This is a genomic window from Clostridium sp. AM49-4BH (assembly GCF_003478335.1).
Lineage (GTDB): Bacteria > Bacillota > Clostridia > Lachnospirales > Lachnospiraceae > Butyribacter.
On sequence record NZ_QUFB01000040.1, the window covers coordinates 1 to 15,598 of the forward strand.

Consider the following 15,598-nt stretch of genomic DNA (forward strand, 5'->3'; position numbering starts at 1 on the left):
GAATGCAGCACTCTTCGGATTTCCTGCTTTAACATACCTTACTCCTTCCGATTAGCTGATTTTTATAGCATCATTAAGTCAAATATGCTATAATTGTTGTGGTTTTTTACGAGTTCCTATTCTGCCTATGGGCTTGCCCTCTGCGGTGTAGGAACTTTTTTTAATATGTTAATCCATACTATTCGTCCCATGTTAGACCATCTCCTTTCTTTCGTAGATTCCACCCTGTTATACCTATATACTATCTCTGCATTTGGCAATAATTCTGCCTAGTGCAAAGCAGTAAGCTATAGCACCCTCACTTAAGTTGTTTTAAGTCTTATATACTCTGCTTTTACCCAACCCCATGTACCCGTTTTAACTCTTTTAAGATAATACCATTTATAGTTTTGAGATTTACTCTTCGTCATGTCAACGCATACCTTTTCATGTATGCTCATGCTTTCTAACACCGTTGCTGAAGTGCTTGGTTTGGCACGTAAACGTACCCCATCTCCCTTTACCGATCCATTCTGATTTGAATACATCATAACATCGACTGTTGGAACTAGTTCATTGCAAATAACAACTCCATCTGCCATAACAACTTGTGCAGAACTCACTTCAGTTGCATTGCGCCCCGCCAGTATATCATCTGCTATAACCATAGCGGATGCCTGCATATTTCCTGCAAGCACTATTACAACACAAAGCACCATTAACATCATTTGTTTCTTATTATTGTACTGTTTCATGTTATCCTCCTACTTAGCGATTGACTGTCTGCTTAGTAGCACTTCTCTATTATTGTATTTATCCCCTCCTTCTGATCCTGTTTTTTCTCTCTTTTCATTTGTTGCCAAAGTTCATGAAAATCTTTATGCACAAATACTCCTGTTAAACACTTATCTGACGGCGCATACTTTATCACATAAGTAACTCCATCTTCACTCCTCACATAATAGGTAATTTCTCCATACAGAAGAAGATTCTGCGTATCAAACCGTGATATGCCATAAATAGATTTTATTGGTTGGTTTGGCGCAATTTTATCCATCATCTGTTGAACTGTTCTTAAATATTTTCTTTCTATCCCTTTTCGATAACTTGCATCCGAAGCAGAAATCCACTTATCTCCTTCAGATATAGCTGATTGATTTATTTCACCGCTGTTGATCTTTACAGCAACACTATATTCATATTTCCAGCCTTTCTTTTTCAAAACAATGTTATATTCGTCATCCTCGCTGTCTTCATAGGTCGTCACATCTACTGCAGCCCTCGCCTGATTTGTATCAATTCCATATATTTTGCTGACATACTGCTTGGCAGCCTCAATCGCCTGATCCTCTGTCAGCTTATTTGCCGTTTCGTCAACCGGCCTTTGTGCAGCCCTCGCTCTGTCTGCCTGATTCTGCTTTTCCAGCGCATAATCACGCCGCTCATTAAAATCAATGATCTGTAATAACTGCTCATCGGTCAATTCGCTCTTCGGCAGATAAAAGGTACTGTTTGCACGACAGTATACGACTTCTTTCCCGCCATTCGCTTTCACTTCTTTCTGAGAATCTACTTCCTTCAGCTTCGTCTCCGGCAATGTTCCCTTTTTATATTCCTTCTGCAGCAGTTCCTTGCGCTTCTGCTCCTGAGAATACAACTTGCGTGAATAGTGATCTGCATCTTCCCGTTGTGCCTGTGTCATATGGTTTAACTGCTTCTGTTCCTCTTGAGACATTGATTGCAAATGCTCATGATATTTATCCACAGCAGCATATGTACCCGTCGTCAATATAATGACTGCGCCAACCGCTGCGACTGCCGTTCGATAGGAGAATGCACGCACCACTTTGCTATTATCCTGCACGTCCTCCGCACGCACCCGGTATAACAGTTGATCTATTCTACTGTTTTTCACCGTTGGTTCAGTTGGAACTTCCTGCAGCAACCGTCGGCTGATTTCTCGATCCAATCTACTTCTCATTGTATTTACTTCCTTCCATAGTCCATTATTTACCTGCAATTTTTTAATTTTTGTCGCGCTGCATAGAGTCTTGATTTTACCGTACCTGTTGGTATGTTTAAGATTGCGCTTATCTCTTTTTGCGAAAAGCCATATATGTAATACAAATATACCAATGTACGATCCTGCTCTGCCAGACTTTCTATCTCATGCCAAATTCCGCTATGCGGATAACCAGGCTCCGCTGTCGTCGGATAGTCATCCATAGATTCCACCAATTCTTCCCGTTTTCTTTTTTGAATCATAGATAACGCTGTATTGACTGTAATCTTTGCTACCCACGACCGCATTTTATCCGGTGATCGAGCTGTTCCCTGCGTTCCCACGCTTTGCATAACGCTTCTGCCACCGCATCATCTGCATCCTCCGGATGATGCAGTATATTCATTGCGAGCCGTACCAGCATGCCTCTTTCTGTTGCAACAAATTGTTCAAATTGCCTAGAAGTCAAACTACGCCTCAATTTATTCCTTCCTTTCTGCGCACACTTCCAGTGCATTACCTCCCTGTGCCAGAGGTGCACCATAGGCACAAGGTTTCACCATCTCCAGTGATCACCTTTTGAGCGGTTCTACTTATATGACTGTTTAGAAGCCCAAAAGGTTCATTTTATTTTGCAATATTTTATTTTTTAATATTATTAATTTTTTCCATATATTCTCCTAATAATATTAATAGTTTGTGGAGTTTATTTTGATTTTGTAAAGTATTTAGATCCAAAAACGCAAACTTCGCACATCAAACTTGAACTTACCATACCAAAAATTAATATCAGAACATATCTGTGAATGATTCTCCCACCCGGCATCATACACTGTCACTATTGCAACGCCTGCTTAATACTTTGATAATGTAAAAAAATCCCCTGCTTATCGTATTCTGATAACTGTGCTGCATCCGCTATCTGAAATGCATTCGTCTCTTCCGTCTGCAATTTGATATCTTCCTCTGTAAAATCCATATGATATTTATAGACATCTACAAAATAGTTATCACCTTCTCCCGGATTCTCACGGTGATACGAAAACAGAAAGCCACCTTCTGCATTCGTTACATCCAGTCCGGTTTCTTCTAAGATTTCACGTTTCACGGCCTCTTCCGATGTCTCCCCGGCAATAGCCGCTCCACCGGATACTTCCCACCAGCCGGGTGCCCAAGCTTTGTCAGCCGCACGCTTTGTGATCAAATATTTTCCATCCGGTCTCTGAATAACACCGAGTACCGACAAATGATACTCCCCTTCTTTCAAGCACCAATCATTTCTTTTCATGGTTCGCCCGGTTGGCTTCTTGTCCTTATCGTAAATATCCCATAATTCCATCGTAATCTGTCATTCCTTTCTCTGACGGTAGTTTTAATAAACAACTTCGAAATGTATGAAGTGTGTATGTTTGATTTAATCGTTATCTCTTCTTCCAAACAGTAACACCAGTCGAAGCAGCTGTAATAAGGTGGATACCGTTGCCGTTATATAGGTCATTGCTGCCGCTGAAAGTACACGTCTCGCCCCTCTCACCTCATCTTCATATAACATTCCGCTATCATTTAAAATACGAAGTGCTCTGCCCGACGCATTAAACTCTACCGGAAGGGTGACAATCTGAAACAACAATGTCAACGCAAACAATATAATACCAAGATAGATCAAATTGGTATGCCCGATCAGCAATCCAACAATGATCACCGGCCACGACATTTTAGAACCAATATTGACCACCGGAACAATGGCACTGCGTATCTGTATCGGAACATAACCAACATGATGTTGAATGACATGTCCACATTCGTGCGCTGCCACTCCAACGGCGGCAATCGATGATGCACCATATACACTATCTGACAATCGCACCACCTTCGCACGTGGATCATAATGATCAGTCAACTGTCCGCTGATATGTTCGATTCGTACATCGGTAATCCCTGCACTTCGCAGGATCATTTCTGCTGTCTGCGCCCCTGTCAGACCACGTTTGCTATGATATCGACTGTACTTATTAAATGTCCGGCTGACGTTGGCAGATGCCAGCATACATATTACCGCACCAATAATAACAAGAACATATGTCGGATCCATATAGTAATACATCCCCGGAAAATAACTTAAAAGTGCTGTCTGCATACACTAATCCTCCTTACTCCAATTGTTTTTACATTAATCCTAACTATAGCATTTCCCATCTCGTTTATCAACTATACCTTACTTTAACTTCCCATATTGGTTGTGGAGGAATATGCATCGATTTCCTATAGATCGATGATATAAAAATGATTGCTTTTCATAGAAACACGCTATATAATTATATTTGGCTTTACGCGGATTTTACGTAAAATGCTACTGTTTATCTCATTATTTGCCTAGATTTTACAAAGCTTTTCGTCGATATGTGCTGTGATTTTTATGCAAATAACACCATTTAGTGATTGATAAGGAGAAAACGAATGACTTCAGAACACGTGATCAATCTTCTTGGAGGGCTTGCGCTCTTCATCTTTGGAATGACTTTCATGAGCGACGGTTTGAAGAAACTTGCCGGCGATTATATGAAAACTATTTTGGAAAAATTAACGGAAAAACGTATTATGGCTGTGTTGCTGGGTGCCGGTCTGACCGCACTGATCCAAAGCTCCAATGCCATGTGTGTCATGACCGTCGGATTTGTAAATGCCGGAATGATGCAGTTAGAGCGCTCTGTTGGAATCATCATGGGTGCTAAGCTCGGTACAACGATCACCGGACAGCTTCTTGCAACCAATTATATTTCAAAATATGCTCCGGTTATTGCCTTTGTGGGCGTTGCTTTCTTGATGTTTGCTAAATCCAACAACATCAAAAGCTTCGGACAGGTTGTCGCAAGTCTTGGTATCCTCTTTGTCGGATTGTCCACCATGAGCACCGCAATGAGACCAATGGCACAGGAAGAATGGTTTATTAATATTGTGGCAAATCTTTCCAATCCTCTGCTCGGTGTACTGGTCGGCGTGATTTTCACCGTAATTATCCAAAGTGCCTCTGCCTCCGTCGGTGTGCTGCAGATCATGGCGGTAAGCGGTGTCATTGGATTCCGCCCGGCCTTTTATGTAATGCTTGGTATGAATATCGGTGCAAGTATCGCTCCGATCTTAGCTTCTATTGGTGGCAAAAAGGATGCCAAACGCGTTGCTGCCATCGTTGCTATTTTTGAAACCTGTGGTATGCTGATCTTTATGTTAGCCACTACATTCCTTCCGGTTCTCGACTGGTTGTCGATGACTTCCGGAGATCCGAGCCGCCGTATTGCAAATGCGAACACAATCTTTAACTTAGTATCACTGATCGTGTTGTTCCCATTCTCAAATCTCATCGCCGCTTTGTCTAAGAAGATCATTCGCGGCTCCGACGAAGAGCCAAATATGGCAAAATTAGAGTTTATCAGCGAAACAACGCATACGACTTCTACTGCAATGATCGGTCAGATCGATGCGGAGACCAATCGTATGGAAGAACTGGTACAAACCAACCTTCGTCTCGCTACCGAGAATTATTTTGATAATCGTTTGAAAGACGAGGATGATTTCAACCAGACGGAAGAAACGATCGATTTCTTAAATAAGAAAATTACCGATGCACTGATCCGCATGAGTTCTTTTGCAGATCTGACGCCAGAGCAGGCTAAGCACGTTGGTAATCTATTCCATGTAATCAATGATTTAGAGCGAATCGGTGACCATGCAGAAAATATGGCACAATATAGTATTCGTATGCACAAGAATAAGGAGCGTTTCAGTAAAACCGCCATGGAAGAACTCCGTGGGTTGGTGGATATTATTGAACGTATTTACAAAGAAGCTTACGCCCAAATGGTATCACCGGATCAGGATAAATACGCACATGTATATGCCTTGAAACGAGATGTAAACCGCATGATCGAGGACATGAAGGAAAAGCATATTGTCCGTATGAATAAGGGAAAATGTAATTCACAACAGGGTATGATGTTCGTAGAACTTTTGATGGATCTGGAACGTGTTGCAGCGCACGCTATGAATATTGCACAGGCAGCAAATTAAAAGCAATTCTTGCTTGGCGATGTCACGCTACATAGCAGCAATTTCCTATTCAAAATAATGGATCAACACAAATTAAATCCCCCTTGAGCAGACCTTTGGTTATCTACCTTATCTGCCTAAGGGGGATTCATTACTTCTTACAACATTTTTTTGTGTTTGAAATAGATAAATTCAAGAAGAATGATGATACCACACACGATTGCCACAACAGGATAACCGTAATGACTCTTAAGCTCCGGCATTCCAACAAAATTCATACCATACCACCCTGCCACAAGTGTCAACGGCGAAAAAATAGCCGTGACGATCGTCAGGATACGCATGATCCTATTTTGTTCTTCATCCAGCGCTGCTGCTGTAATTCTCGTATTTGCAGCATATATTCCCGAAGCATTTTAGAGCGATTGTATAACCGCTCTACCTTTTGTCCATATGTCTGAAAACAGATCACCTCTTTCTCATCAAAGAAATCATTGACATTTTCGACAAGTGTATCGCTCATATCCATCATCTGTTGATATTGAAAGCTCTTGTTGAGTAATATTTTGCGATATTTGGCCATTAATCCGGTCGGATCCGTCTTCTCCCCGGACTGGATCTCCTCTTCCATCTGGAAACAGCCTGCTTCGATCCTCTGCAAATGTTTGATATCATCTTTTAATAATTCATCCAAAAGGCGGATAAAAAAACGTACAGGCGACAGATCATCTTCATCACTGATCAGCGAGCGAAGCTGTTTTTCCCAGTGATCATGTCTGGTCTTTTGTCCGATCAAAACCAGTTCGCTGCGGTCAAGATAGTAAATAATACTGACCGCTCTGCCGTCATATGCTTCTTCCGGATGCCACATAATTTCGCCCACCACAGCGTCCGCAAGAACTACAGCTTTCGAAAAATGCATACGGTTAGACTGCAGCATATATTCCATTTCATTCCAAAAGCTGGCACTCTCCCAGCGTTCCTTCGCTTCCGCTGCATCAAGCACCAGCACCCGCCCCTGTTTCAATGCAAATTCCACAGCGATCCCCCTCACATCATACTATTGACCATAGTATGCATTTTCTCCATGTTTTCTAAAAAAATGCTTGTCACGAATACTATCCGGTGCCGGCTGTACCTGAGGGTTGAGTAATTCTGTTCGGATCGCCATGCGCGCAACCTCTTCCAGCACGACCGCATTATGCACTGCTTCAGCAGCATCCTTGCCCCAGGTAAACGGTCCGTGGTTTGTGCAGAGTACGCCCGGCGTATGCATCGGATTCAGTCCTCTCTGCTCAAATGTCTCAATAATAACAAGTCCGGTATTACGCTCATACTCTCCACCAATCTCTTCCGGTGTCAGACTTCGCGCACAAGGAATCGGACCATAAAAATAGTCGGCATGTGTTGTTCCGTATAACGGAATGTCACGTCCTGCCTGCGCCCACGAAGTTGCCTCCGGCGAATGTGTATGCACAACGCCTCCGATTTCCGGATATTTTTTGTACAATTCCAAATGCGTTGGCGTGTCCGATGATGGGTTAAGCGTTCCCTCGATACGGTTTCCTTCCAGATCCATGACCACCATATCTTCCGGACGCAGCTTATCATAATCTACGCCACTGGGTTTGATCACAAAATATCCGGTATCTCTATCAATCCCGCTTACATTTCCCCAAGTATACGTGATCAATCCTCTGCGCGGCAGTTCCATATTTGCTTCATATACCTTTTTCTTTAACTCTTCTAACATAGTGTCCTCCATTCGAAAATATCTGCTTACCAATCTAACGAAGTTTCTTCAATCTGCAAGCCCCCACGATATGATTCCATAAATTGTTCAAATCCCTGCACGATCTCCGGATCAGGGGCTATTGTTGTCCCTTCATTGCCGGCAAATACATAATCTTCCAAATACTGTGTCAGCGACTGTCCCTCCTGCTTATGAACCATAAAATCTGCAAGCAGCGCAATACCCCAGGCACCGCCCTCACCGGCTGTCTCCATCACTGAAACCGGTGCATTCATTGCTGCCGCAGTAATCCGCTGTCCGACGCCCTTGGTCGTAAAGAAGCCGCCATGTCCATACATTTTGTCAACTTGAACCTGCTCCTGCTGCAAAATATCCAATCCGATCTTCAAGGTTGCCAGCGCACTATATAAATGTGTACGCATAAAATTAGCTAGGTTAAATGCCGCATCCGGCTTACGCACAAAGAGTGGTCTTCCGGCATCTAATGCAGTCACACCTTCTCCGGAAAAATAATTATAGGAAAGAAGACCGCCGCAATCGGCCGCTCCCTCCTCTGCTTTTTGGAACAATTTTGTAAACAGCGTTCCTGTGTCTACCGAAAAGCCCATGTAATCCGCAAATTCACCGAACAAGTTAACCCATGCATTGATGTCCGAGGTGCAATTGTTACAATGTACCATCGCCACCGGCTCACCGGAAGGTGTTGTAACCATATCAATTTCCGTATGCACCTGTTTTAATGCCTGTTCAAGTACAACCATCGCAAAAATTGATGTTCCGGCAGATACATTTCCGGTGCGGACACCTACACTATCTGTTGCGACCATCCCGGTTCCGGCATCTCCTTCCGGCGGGCATAACGGAATCCCCGCCTGTAAAGAACCGGTTGGATCCAATAACGCGGCTCCCCTCTCGGTCAGCACTCCGGCTTCCTCTCCTGCCGACAAGACCTTTGGCAAAATATCCTTTATATTCCACGAGTATCCACGATCGGCAATCATCTCATCAAACTGTGCCAGCATCTTACTATCGTAGTCTCCCGTCTCGCTGTCGATTGGGAACATTCCCGATGCATCGCCCACGCCGAGTACTTTTTCGTCTGTGAGCTTCCAATGTACATAACCTGCCAATGTCGTAAAATAAGAAAGCTTCGATAAATGTGGTTCCTCGTTCAAAATTGCCTGATATAAATGTGCAATACTCCATCTCTGCGGAATATTAAACGCAAACCGTTTCGTCAACTGCTCTGCCGCCTCTTCTGTCATTGTATTGCGCCAAGTACGGAATGGAACCAAGAAGTCTCCTTTCGCATCGAACGCCAAATATCCATGCATCATCGCCGAAAAACCAATTGCTGCAAGCTTTGTGAGCGTTACGTTGTATTTTTGCTGTACTTGCTCTGCCAAGGAACGATAACAGTCTGCCAAACCATTCCAGATATCCTCCTCGTGGTATGTCCACACACCATCCTCTAAGCGATTCTCCCAGTTGTGGCTGCCGGAAGCAAGTGGTTCTCCTTGTTCTCCGATCAGCACAGCCTTGATACGCGTCGAACCAAACTCAATGCCAAGTACTGCTTTTCCTTCTTGTATATATTGTGCGATCTCCATATTTTCTTCCTTTCTCTTAATCTTCTAGTGAATCATTTTCTCTACATCTCATGCGCTAAACGCCTGCCCGTCTTGCTGTGCCATTATACGGACACCTATTTATACTGCATCACAATAACCGTATCTTTTTTATTAGGTACTTTCTTCGTCACCTTTAAGGTCACCTTCGTCTTTCCTTTTTTATTGCCTTTGCAGGAAATCTTTTTACCGGATTCCAGCAAATAGACTTTTTTGAGCTTTTTATTTTTGTACTTGCGTACTGTCAGCTTTTTATTTTTAGACCATTTCGTCACATGTACATAGACATTTTTACCTTTCTTGGTATATGTTCCCCAAGATGGGACCTTACCAAACGGATTACCGGAGGTAGCATAAATACTGCTGCCGTTTTTCTTCATCCAGTTACCAATGCCACGCAGTGCTTTCTTACTTCCCGCTGTCATAGTACCGTCACCCTTCGGTCCGATATTTAACAGATAATTACCACTCTTAGAAGCAACATCGACCAATTCCCGGATTAAATATTTATAGCTTCGATATGAATTCTCCAAATCCTTTTTATAGCCCCACGCATCGTTCATGGACTGACAAGTCTCCCATGGTCTTGATGGTGCTTTCTCCGGAATACTTCTCTCCGGGCACTCAAAATCACCCAGCTTAAATCCACGGCAGACACGCTCGTTTACTAATATAGAAGATTTCAAAGATTTTACATATTTATACAGATCTTTTCCATCTGCTTTCGTCCACCATTTTGCCAGTGTCGGCGCCTTTCTTCTATAAGTCCAGTCTCCGTCAAACCACATAATTGCCGGATCATAACGGTCCACTAACTCTTTTAACTGAGCCTTCATGTCGCGGATGTATGCTGTGCGCGCAGCCATTGACTTCATCTTCGTAAAATCACCGTTGATCGTCTGCGACGAATGGTTCCAATCTATGATCGAGTAATACAAGCCAAACTTGATCCCTGCCTTATCACAAGCTGTTTTTAACTCCATCAGCACATCACGGCCGGTTTTGCCAAATGGTGTATACTGCTGCAGACTAAACATCGTCTTACCGGTATAATCCTTAAAGCTGGCAACGTTCGTATCCCACATTGCCATTCCCTCATGATGTTTGGCTGTGATCACGATGTATTTCATACCGGCAAGCTTTGCATATTTCACAATTTCATTGGCATTAAACTTGGTTGGATTGAACTTTGCGGCTACCGTCTGTTGATATTTTTTCTTGGAAATCCCCTCGATCTGCATCGCCCATTCCCCGTGTCCATAATAGGAATACGCTCCAAAGTGAATGAACATACCGAAACGATCTTTCGTCCACCACTTCATGTTCGATGGAACACTGTACGCCTGCGATTGCACACCTCCTGCTGCCATGCCGATCACCAGACTCAATACCAGTAACAAGCTCCATACTTTTTTGCTTTTTTTCATTGTCATTACCTTCCCCTTTCTGTTATGTCAGTACTTGTCCGATAATCACGAAACATAACTCCATATTAATTATAACACTTTGTCTATTTGCCATACTATAGAGCAGACAGACAAGTATCTGCATTTTTCGGACATCTCTAAGATCAATCTTTCGTTGCCAGTCCACTTCCGCTGATCGGAATCTTATCTCCTAAATAAGTCGGCTTTGGCTGTATCCACAGATTGACCACTTCCTTATCTCTCGCAGCCACTTCGCGCAATTTGCAGATCCAGATATTACGGTATTTCATCCGTTTATTCGGTGCGGCATAAGCATCCAGTCCCAATTTACGTGCAGCGTACACCGCGCGATATGCGTGATACTTTTGCGTGACAACAACCGGATTATGTACCTCAAAAATATCTCTGGCACGATACATGGATTCATACGTTGAAAAGCCTGCATGATCCATAAAGATCTTATCCTCCGGGACATCCAGATTCGCCATAATATAGTCTTTCATTCCCTGTACTTCATTATAGCCTTTCCTGCCATGATCCCCGGTCAACAGGAAACGATCCGATACCCCCGCACGGTATAATTCGATCGCACGATTTAAACGATCACGAAGCATTAAGCTTGGCTCCCCATTGGGCTTCATGCCCGCCCCTAATACCAATATGCAGTCGGCTTTCGGCATACTGTTTTCCTGTCCTGTCTCATATACATAACCTTTGGCGTAATGCACCACATACGCATCCATACCAAATATAACGGCTGCACCAAGCGCAGCAACAATCCCACATCCGATCAACATTCGTTTGATCCCTTTCTTATGTTTTGTAATAAAAGTTTTCATATCCCCTCCAATCCAAGCAGGAATTTACATATTTTCCTGCTAAACAAAAAAAGCAAAGCCAGCGCTTTGCTTTGCAAGAATTGCTAAAGCAATTCTTGGTGATGTCACGCTACACAACAGCAATTTCCTATTAATCAAAGAAAATCCCGGAGAATGCTTTCCTGTCCATAAAAACGTACACTCCGGGATCCGTATCAACATTGGGTTATGCTCTATTACTCAATGGATGTCACTTCGTAATCTTTCGCTTCTACTGTCTGCTTCAATACATCATCTGCGATGTCTGCAGATAACGTAACAACTGCTGTCCCTGCCTCGTGGCTTACCACAGCCTCTGTTACCTGATCCAAACTCTCCAATGCTTTCTTCACTGTTGCCTCGCAGTGTCCACACATCATTCCGTTAATTTTCATTGTTTTCGTCATCGTTGTTTCCTCCTCATTATATACTATTTTGGGCTGAATTTGTGAATTTCCAGCTCTTTTTTTATCTTTATGGGCATCATATATTTTGCAGAGATTCAATCTCAATGCATTGGATACCACGCAAAAACTGGACAGACTCATTGCTGCAGCACCAAACATAGGATTTAACTCCCAGCCAAACAACGGGATCCATACTCCCGCCGCCAGCGGAATACCGATCACATTATAGAAAAATGCCCAAAACAGATTTTCGTGAATATTGCGCAGCGTTGCTCTGCTCAAGCGAATTGCCGCAGGCACATCGCAAAGTCTGCTCTGCATCAAAACCACATCTGCTGCATCAATGGCAACGTCTGTTCCGGCGCCGATCGCGATACCCATATCAGCTCTGGTCAGAGCCGGTGCATCGTTAATGCCATCTCCAACCATGGCAACCTTACCATATTGCTGCAGGCGTCTGACAACCGCTTCTTTGCCATCCGGAAGCACTCCGGCGATCACCTCATCTACGCCGACCTGATCACCAATTGCTTTCGCAGTGCGTTCATTATCACCGGTCAGCATAACGACCCGCAGTCCCATACCCTGCATCTCTTTAATAGCAGAAAGACTGTCTTCCTTGATCACATCCGCAACTGCGATAATACCAAGCAATTTGCCATCTTTTGCAAAAAAGAGTGGTGTCTTACCCTGACCCGCCAAGCGGTCCGATACCAGTGTGATCAGTTCTTTCTGCTCTGTCGAACGACCAGAGGCTGGCGCAATTGACTTTTCCTGCTCTGTCGGCCGATCGAATTTCTTATTCTGTGAATCGATTCGATCGCTATACACTTTCTCGAGTGAAATCGTCTGCTCAATAAACTTTCGACTGCCTCCCATTATCTTTGCGCCATCGCACATTGCTGACAATCCATTTCCCGGCAATGCCATAAATTCTTGCGGTTCTATTGGAGTTAAGTTGCTCTCCTGTCCGTATTTCAGGACAGCTTTAGCAAGCGGATGCTCACTTTTTTGCTCCAACGAATATGCGTACAACAGTAATTCATCGATCGATACGCCCTCCGCTGCAACGACATCCGTAACTTGCGGTTCGCCTTTCGTGATCGTACCTGTCTTATCCAGACATACAACATCCATCTTACCGGTCTCTTCCAACGAAACGGCTGTCTTAAACAATATTCCATGTTTTGCACCGACACCGTTTCCCACCATGATCGCTACCGGCGTTGCTAACCCTAATGCACACGGACAGCTGATAACCAGCACGGAAATGCCTCTGGCTAATGCAAAACCGATGCTCGCACCGGTAAGCAGCCAAACAACCATCGTCACTGCTGCAATAACGATCACGGTTGGCACAAATACTCCAGATACTTTATCAGCGATCTTGGCAATCGGCGCTTTCGTTGCTGCTGCATCGCTAACCATTTGAATGATCTGTGACAACGTCGTATCCTCGCCGACACGCGTCGCAAGGCATTTCAAGAAACCAGACTGGTTGATCGTTGCTGCAGATACCGGATCATCCTTTTGCTTGTCCACCGGAACGCTCTCTCCTGTAAGTGCCGATTCATCCACCGCACTATTGCCATCCAGCACGATGCCATCCACCGGTATCGTTTCTCCGGGTCTGACCACAAAGATATCGTCTTTTTGTACACTGGCAATATCCACTGTCACTTCGGCGCCATCTCGTACAACGACGGCAGTCTTTGGTGCAAGTCTAAGCAAACCTTTGAGCGCATCCGTTGTCTTTCCCTTCGAGCGCGCCTCTAACATTTTGCCGACTGTGATCAATGTCAAGATCATCGCCGCAGACTCAAAATAAAAGTCGTGCATATACGCCATAACCTGCTTGTCCGCGCCACGCATCACAGCATCCGTCATGGCAAACAATGCATATGTGCTATATCCAAATGCCGCTGTCGCACCTAATGCTACGAGCGTATCCATATTAGGTGCCCGATGCCACAAACTCTTAAACCCACTAATGAAGAAATGCTGATTGATCACCATAATAATGATCGTGAGAAGCATTTGTGTCAATCCCATCGCCACATGATTCCCTGCCATCCATTTCGGCACCGGCCAATTCCACATCATATGCCCCATAGAAAAATACATAAGTACTAGCAAAAAGCAGACCGACCACAGCAAGCGCTTTCGCAAAAGCGGCGTGGTGTGATCAACAAGTTCCTCTTCGAGTGCTCCCTGATTCTGCGCATTCCCGGATTGCACGTCTGCACCCTTTATTTTGGCTCCATATCCTGCATTTTGTACCGCCTCAATGATGGCATCACCAGATGCACTTCCTTCTACCCCCATCGAATTGGTAAGCAGACTAACGGAGCACGAGGTAACACCCGGAACTGCGTTGACTGCTTTTTCCACCCCGGCACTACACGCCGCACAGCTCATTCCTGTTACAATATACTGCTGCATTTGAACCTTCCTTTCTGTGAATTTTATAACTCAGCTTTCGTTGACGGTTACCTGTCATAAATAGATCAGCTTTCGTTGACAGTTACCTGTCATGAATAAATCAGCTTTCGTTGACAGTTACCTGTCATGAATAGATTGTCCTGCGGCTACTTCATTAATTTTTGCAGGACTTTTACTAATTCATCCACCGTTTCCTCTTTCCCATCCTTAATATCCGTTGTAACACAGGTTTTTATGTGATTTGCCAATAAAACTTTATTAAAACTATTTAATGCGGCATTTGCTGCAGCTACCTGTATCAATATATCCGGGCAATACGCATCCCGTTCTACCATGCCTTTAATGCCGCGAATCTGTCCTTCGATACGATTCAAACGATTGAGCAGATCTTTATACTCCTTATCATCTCGCACCTTCGTCTTGTGACATGGACAAAGTTTTTCTTCTGCCATATTATTTATTCTCCATTCCGCAAACGCTTTCGTGTCAGAGAAATCGCAAGCTACCTGTCTATGCGGATTTTATTCGCATATGTTCGTCTCTGCGATCAAGGCTGCTTTGTGACGTCTGCAGCACAAATAGCCGATATCAAGCTACACCATAGGAAACCAAAAATTTCCTGCAAAAAGAAATACCCTACAGGGGTATCTTCACTTAAGATATACCCCTGTAGGGTATTTGTCAAGAATTAAATTTCTCATTTAGACAGCATGCCGCTGCATGTAACGGTGCAGGACTTAGCTTATTTTTTCTCAACAACTTTTATTTTCCATTTCTTCGCCAGTTTCTTGATCCATTTCTTGTCTGCTTTGCGAAGTTTTTTGTTAATCACAAGCTTTTTAGGTACACCATTTCCCTTATGTATGTTTTAATCTTTTTCTCTTAGGTTTTTTATTTACAATTATTCATCTTTAGGTTTTATTATTAATTGTCTGCTATCTTTTATTAAGGTCGGCAAAGCAACCGGCGTAACCTACATCTCATTGCCAACACTTTGCCGCCTCTCATTCAAAATTATATTAAAAATTACCAACTGTAAGAAGTTTAACTTGCTTCAAA

At 43.6% G+C, this 15,598-nt stretch carries 15 protein-coding genes; 1 reads left to right on the forward strand and 14 read right to left on the reverse strand.

Annotated features, from left to right (window positions below; all coding sequences use genetic code 11):
- Window positions 1-302 precede the first annotated feature (302 nt).
- The 6 genes from DW981_RS10875 to DW981_RS10900 form a co-directional block, all read right to left on the reverse strand.
- Window positions 303-734 carry an SH3 domain-containing protein gene (locus tag DW981_RS10875; protein ID WP_118507730.1) on the reverse strand — a complete coding sequence of 144 codons (432 nt, stop codon included), beginning with the start codon at window positions 732-734 and terminating at the stop codon, window positions 303-305.
- A 32-nt stretch (window positions 735-766) separates the two neighbouring features.
- Window positions 767-1,960: a hypothetical protein gene (locus DW981_RS10880; RefSeq protein WP_118507731.1), complete on the reverse strand. Its 1,194-nt coding sequence runs from the start codon at window positions 1,958-1,960 to the stop codon at window positions 767-769.
- A 29-nt stretch (window positions 1,961-1,989) separates the two neighbouring features.
- A complete protein-coding gene (locus tag DW981_RS10885; RefSeq protein WP_118507732.1) occupies window positions 1,990-2,334 on the reverse strand; it encodes an RNA polymerase sigma factor in 345 nt (114 codons plus the stop codon).
- Window positions 2,274-2,462, reverse strand: a complete 189-nt coding sequence (locus tag DW981_RS10890) for a sigma factor (protein ID WP_182434239.1) — start codon at window positions 2,460-2,462, stop codon at window positions 2,274-2,276. The genes DW981_RS10885 and DW981_RS10890 overlap by 61 nt, the downstream gene beginning before the upstream one ends.
- A gap of 357 nt (window positions 2,463-2,819) precedes the next feature.
- Entirely contained in the window at window positions 2,820-3,320 is a 501-nt protein-coding gene (locus DW981_RS10895) for an NUDIX domain-containing protein (protein ID WP_118507734.1), read from the reverse strand.
- A gap of 75 nt (window positions 3,321-3,395) precedes the next feature.
- On the reverse strand, window positions 3,396-4,118 hold the full coding sequence (locus tag DW981_RS10900; RefSeq protein ID WP_243034729.1) for a zinc metallopeptidase: 723 nt from the start codon (window positions 4,116-4,118) through the stop codon (window positions 3,396-3,398).
- Between the two features lie 320 nt (window positions 4,119-4,438).
- On the opposite strand from DW981_RS10900, the gene DW981_RS10905 reads away from it, so the two are divergent.
- Complete coding sequence (locus tag DW981_RS10905) at window positions 4,439-6,046, forward strand: Na/Pi cotransporter family protein (RefSeq protein WP_022025865.1); 1,608 nt, start codon at window positions 4,439-4,441, stop codon at window positions 6,044-6,046.
- Between the two features lie 137 nt (window positions 6,047-6,183).
- On the opposite strand, the gene DW981_RS10910 is transcribed toward DW981_RS10905, so the two are convergent.
- The 8 genes from DW981_RS10910 to DW981_RS10945 all read right to left on the reverse strand — a co-directional run bounded on the left by DW981_RS10910 (window position 6,184) and on the right by DW981_RS10945 (window position 14,991).
- The gene (locus DW981_RS10910; protein ID WP_118507735.1) at window positions 6,184-6,369 is read right to left on the reverse strand and encodes a CorA family divalent cation transporter; all 186 of its coding nucleotides are present in this window, start codon (window positions 6,367-6,369) and stop codon (window positions 6,184-6,186) included.
- The gene (locus tag DW981_RS10915) at window positions 6,357-7,064 is read right to left on the reverse strand and encodes a hypothetical protein (RefSeq protein ID WP_118507736.1); all 708 of its coding nucleotides are present in this window, start codon (window positions 7,062-7,064) and stop codon (window positions 6,357-6,359) included. Before DW981_RS10915 ends, DW981_RS10910 begins: the two co-directional genes overlap by 13 nt.
- 21 nt (window positions 7,065-7,085) lie before the next feature.
- Complete coding sequence (locus tag DW981_RS10920; protein ID WP_118507737.1) at window positions 7,086-7,778, reverse strand: L-ribulose-5-phosphate 4-epimerase; 693 nt, start codon at window positions 7,776-7,778, stop codon at window positions 7,086-7,088.
- A 26-nt stretch (window positions 7,779-7,804) separates the two neighbouring features.
- On the reverse strand, window positions 7,805-9,388 hold the full coding sequence (locus DW981_RS10925) for an FGGY-family carbohydrate kinase (RefSeq protein ID WP_118507738.1): 1,584 nt from the start codon (window positions 9,386-9,388) through the stop codon (window positions 7,805-7,807).
- Window positions 9,389-9,483: 95 nt separating this feature from the next.
- The gene (locus DW981_RS10930) at window positions 9,484-10,833 is read right to left on the reverse strand and encodes an alpha-L-fucosidase (RefSeq protein WP_182434240.1); all 1,350 of its coding nucleotides are present in this window, start codon (window positions 10,831-10,833) and stop codon (window positions 9,484-9,486) included.
- Between the two features lie 143 nt (window positions 10,834-10,976).
- Window positions 10,977-11,672, reverse strand: a complete 696-nt coding sequence (locus tag DW981_RS10935) for an ElyC/SanA/YdcF family protein (RefSeq protein WP_118507740.1) — start codon at window positions 11,670-11,672, stop codon at window positions 10,977-10,979.
- A gap of 215 nt (window positions 11,673-11,887) precedes the next feature.
- Complete coding sequence (locus tag DW981_RS10940; protein WP_118507741.1) at window positions 11,888-14,539, reverse strand: heavy metal translocating P-type ATPase; 2,652 nt, start codon at window positions 14,537-14,539, stop codon at window positions 11,888-11,890.
- A gap of 146 nt (window positions 14,540-14,685) precedes the next feature.
- On the reverse strand, window positions 14,686-14,991 hold the full coding sequence (locus DW981_RS10945) for a metal-sensing transcriptional repressor (RefSeq protein ID WP_118507742.1): 306 nt from the start codon (window positions 14,989-14,991) through the stop codon (window positions 14,686-14,688).
- Between the last annotated feature and the right edge of the window lie 607 nt (window positions 14,992-15,598).

What these genes read in the sequence shown, in the direction of transcription:
- DW981_RS10885 (WP_118507732.1), bottom strand. Translation starts at nt 2,334, where the DNA reads ATGCAAAGCGTGGGAACGCAGGGAACAGCTCGATCACCGGATAAAATG.
- DW981_RS10920 (WP_118507737.1), bottom strand. Translation starts at nt 7,778, where the DNA reads ATGTTAGAAGAGTTAAAGAAAAAGGTATATGAAGCAAATATGGAACTG.
- DW981_RS10900 (WP_243034729.1), bottom strand. Translation starts at nt 4,118, where the DNA reads ATGCAGACAGCACTTTTAAGTTATTTTCCGGGGATGTATTACTATATG.
- DW981_RS10945 (WP_118507742.1), bottom strand. Translation starts at nt 14,991, where the DNA reads ATGGCAGAAGAAAAACTTTGTCCATGTCACAAGACGAAGGTGCGAGAT.
- DW981_RS10925 (WP_118507738.1), bottom strand. Translation starts at nt 9,388, where the DNA reads ATGGAGATCGCACAATATATACAAGAAGGAAAAGCAGTACTTGGCATT.
- DW981_RS10935 (WP_118507740.1), bottom strand. Translation starts at nt 11,672, where the DNA reads ATGAAAACTTTTATTACAAAACATAAGAAAGGGATCAAACGAATGTTG.
- DW981_RS10880 (WP_118507731.1), bottom strand. Translation starts at nt 1,960, where the DNA reads ATGAGAAGTAGATTGGATCGAGAAATCAGCCGACGGTTGCTGCAGGAA.
- DW981_RS10930 (WP_182434240.1), bottom strand. Translation starts at nt 10,833, where the DNA reads ATGAAAAAAAGCAAAAAAGTATGGAGCTTGTTACTGGTATTGAGTCTG.
- DW981_RS10905 (WP_022025865.1), top strand. Translation starts at nt 4,439, where the DNA reads ATGACTTCAGAACACGTGATCAATCTTCTTGGAGGGCTTGCGCTCTTC.
- DW981_RS10875 (WP_118507730.1), bottom strand. Translation starts at nt 734, where the DNA reads ATGAAACAGTACAATAATAAGAAACAAATGATGTTAATGGTGCTTTGT.
- DW981_RS10895 (WP_118507734.1), bottom strand. Translation starts at nt 3,320, where the DNA reads ATGGAATTATGGGATATTTACGATAAGGACAAGAAGCCAACCGGGCGA.
- DW981_RS10910 (WP_118507735.1), bottom strand. Translation starts at nt 6,369, where the DNA reads ATGCGTATCCTGACGATCGTCACGGCTATTTTTTCGCCGTTGACACTT.
- DW981_RS10940 (WP_118507741.1), bottom strand. Translation starts at nt 14,539, where the DNA reads ATGCAGCAGTATATTGTAACAGGAATGAGCTGTGCGGCGTGTAGTGCC.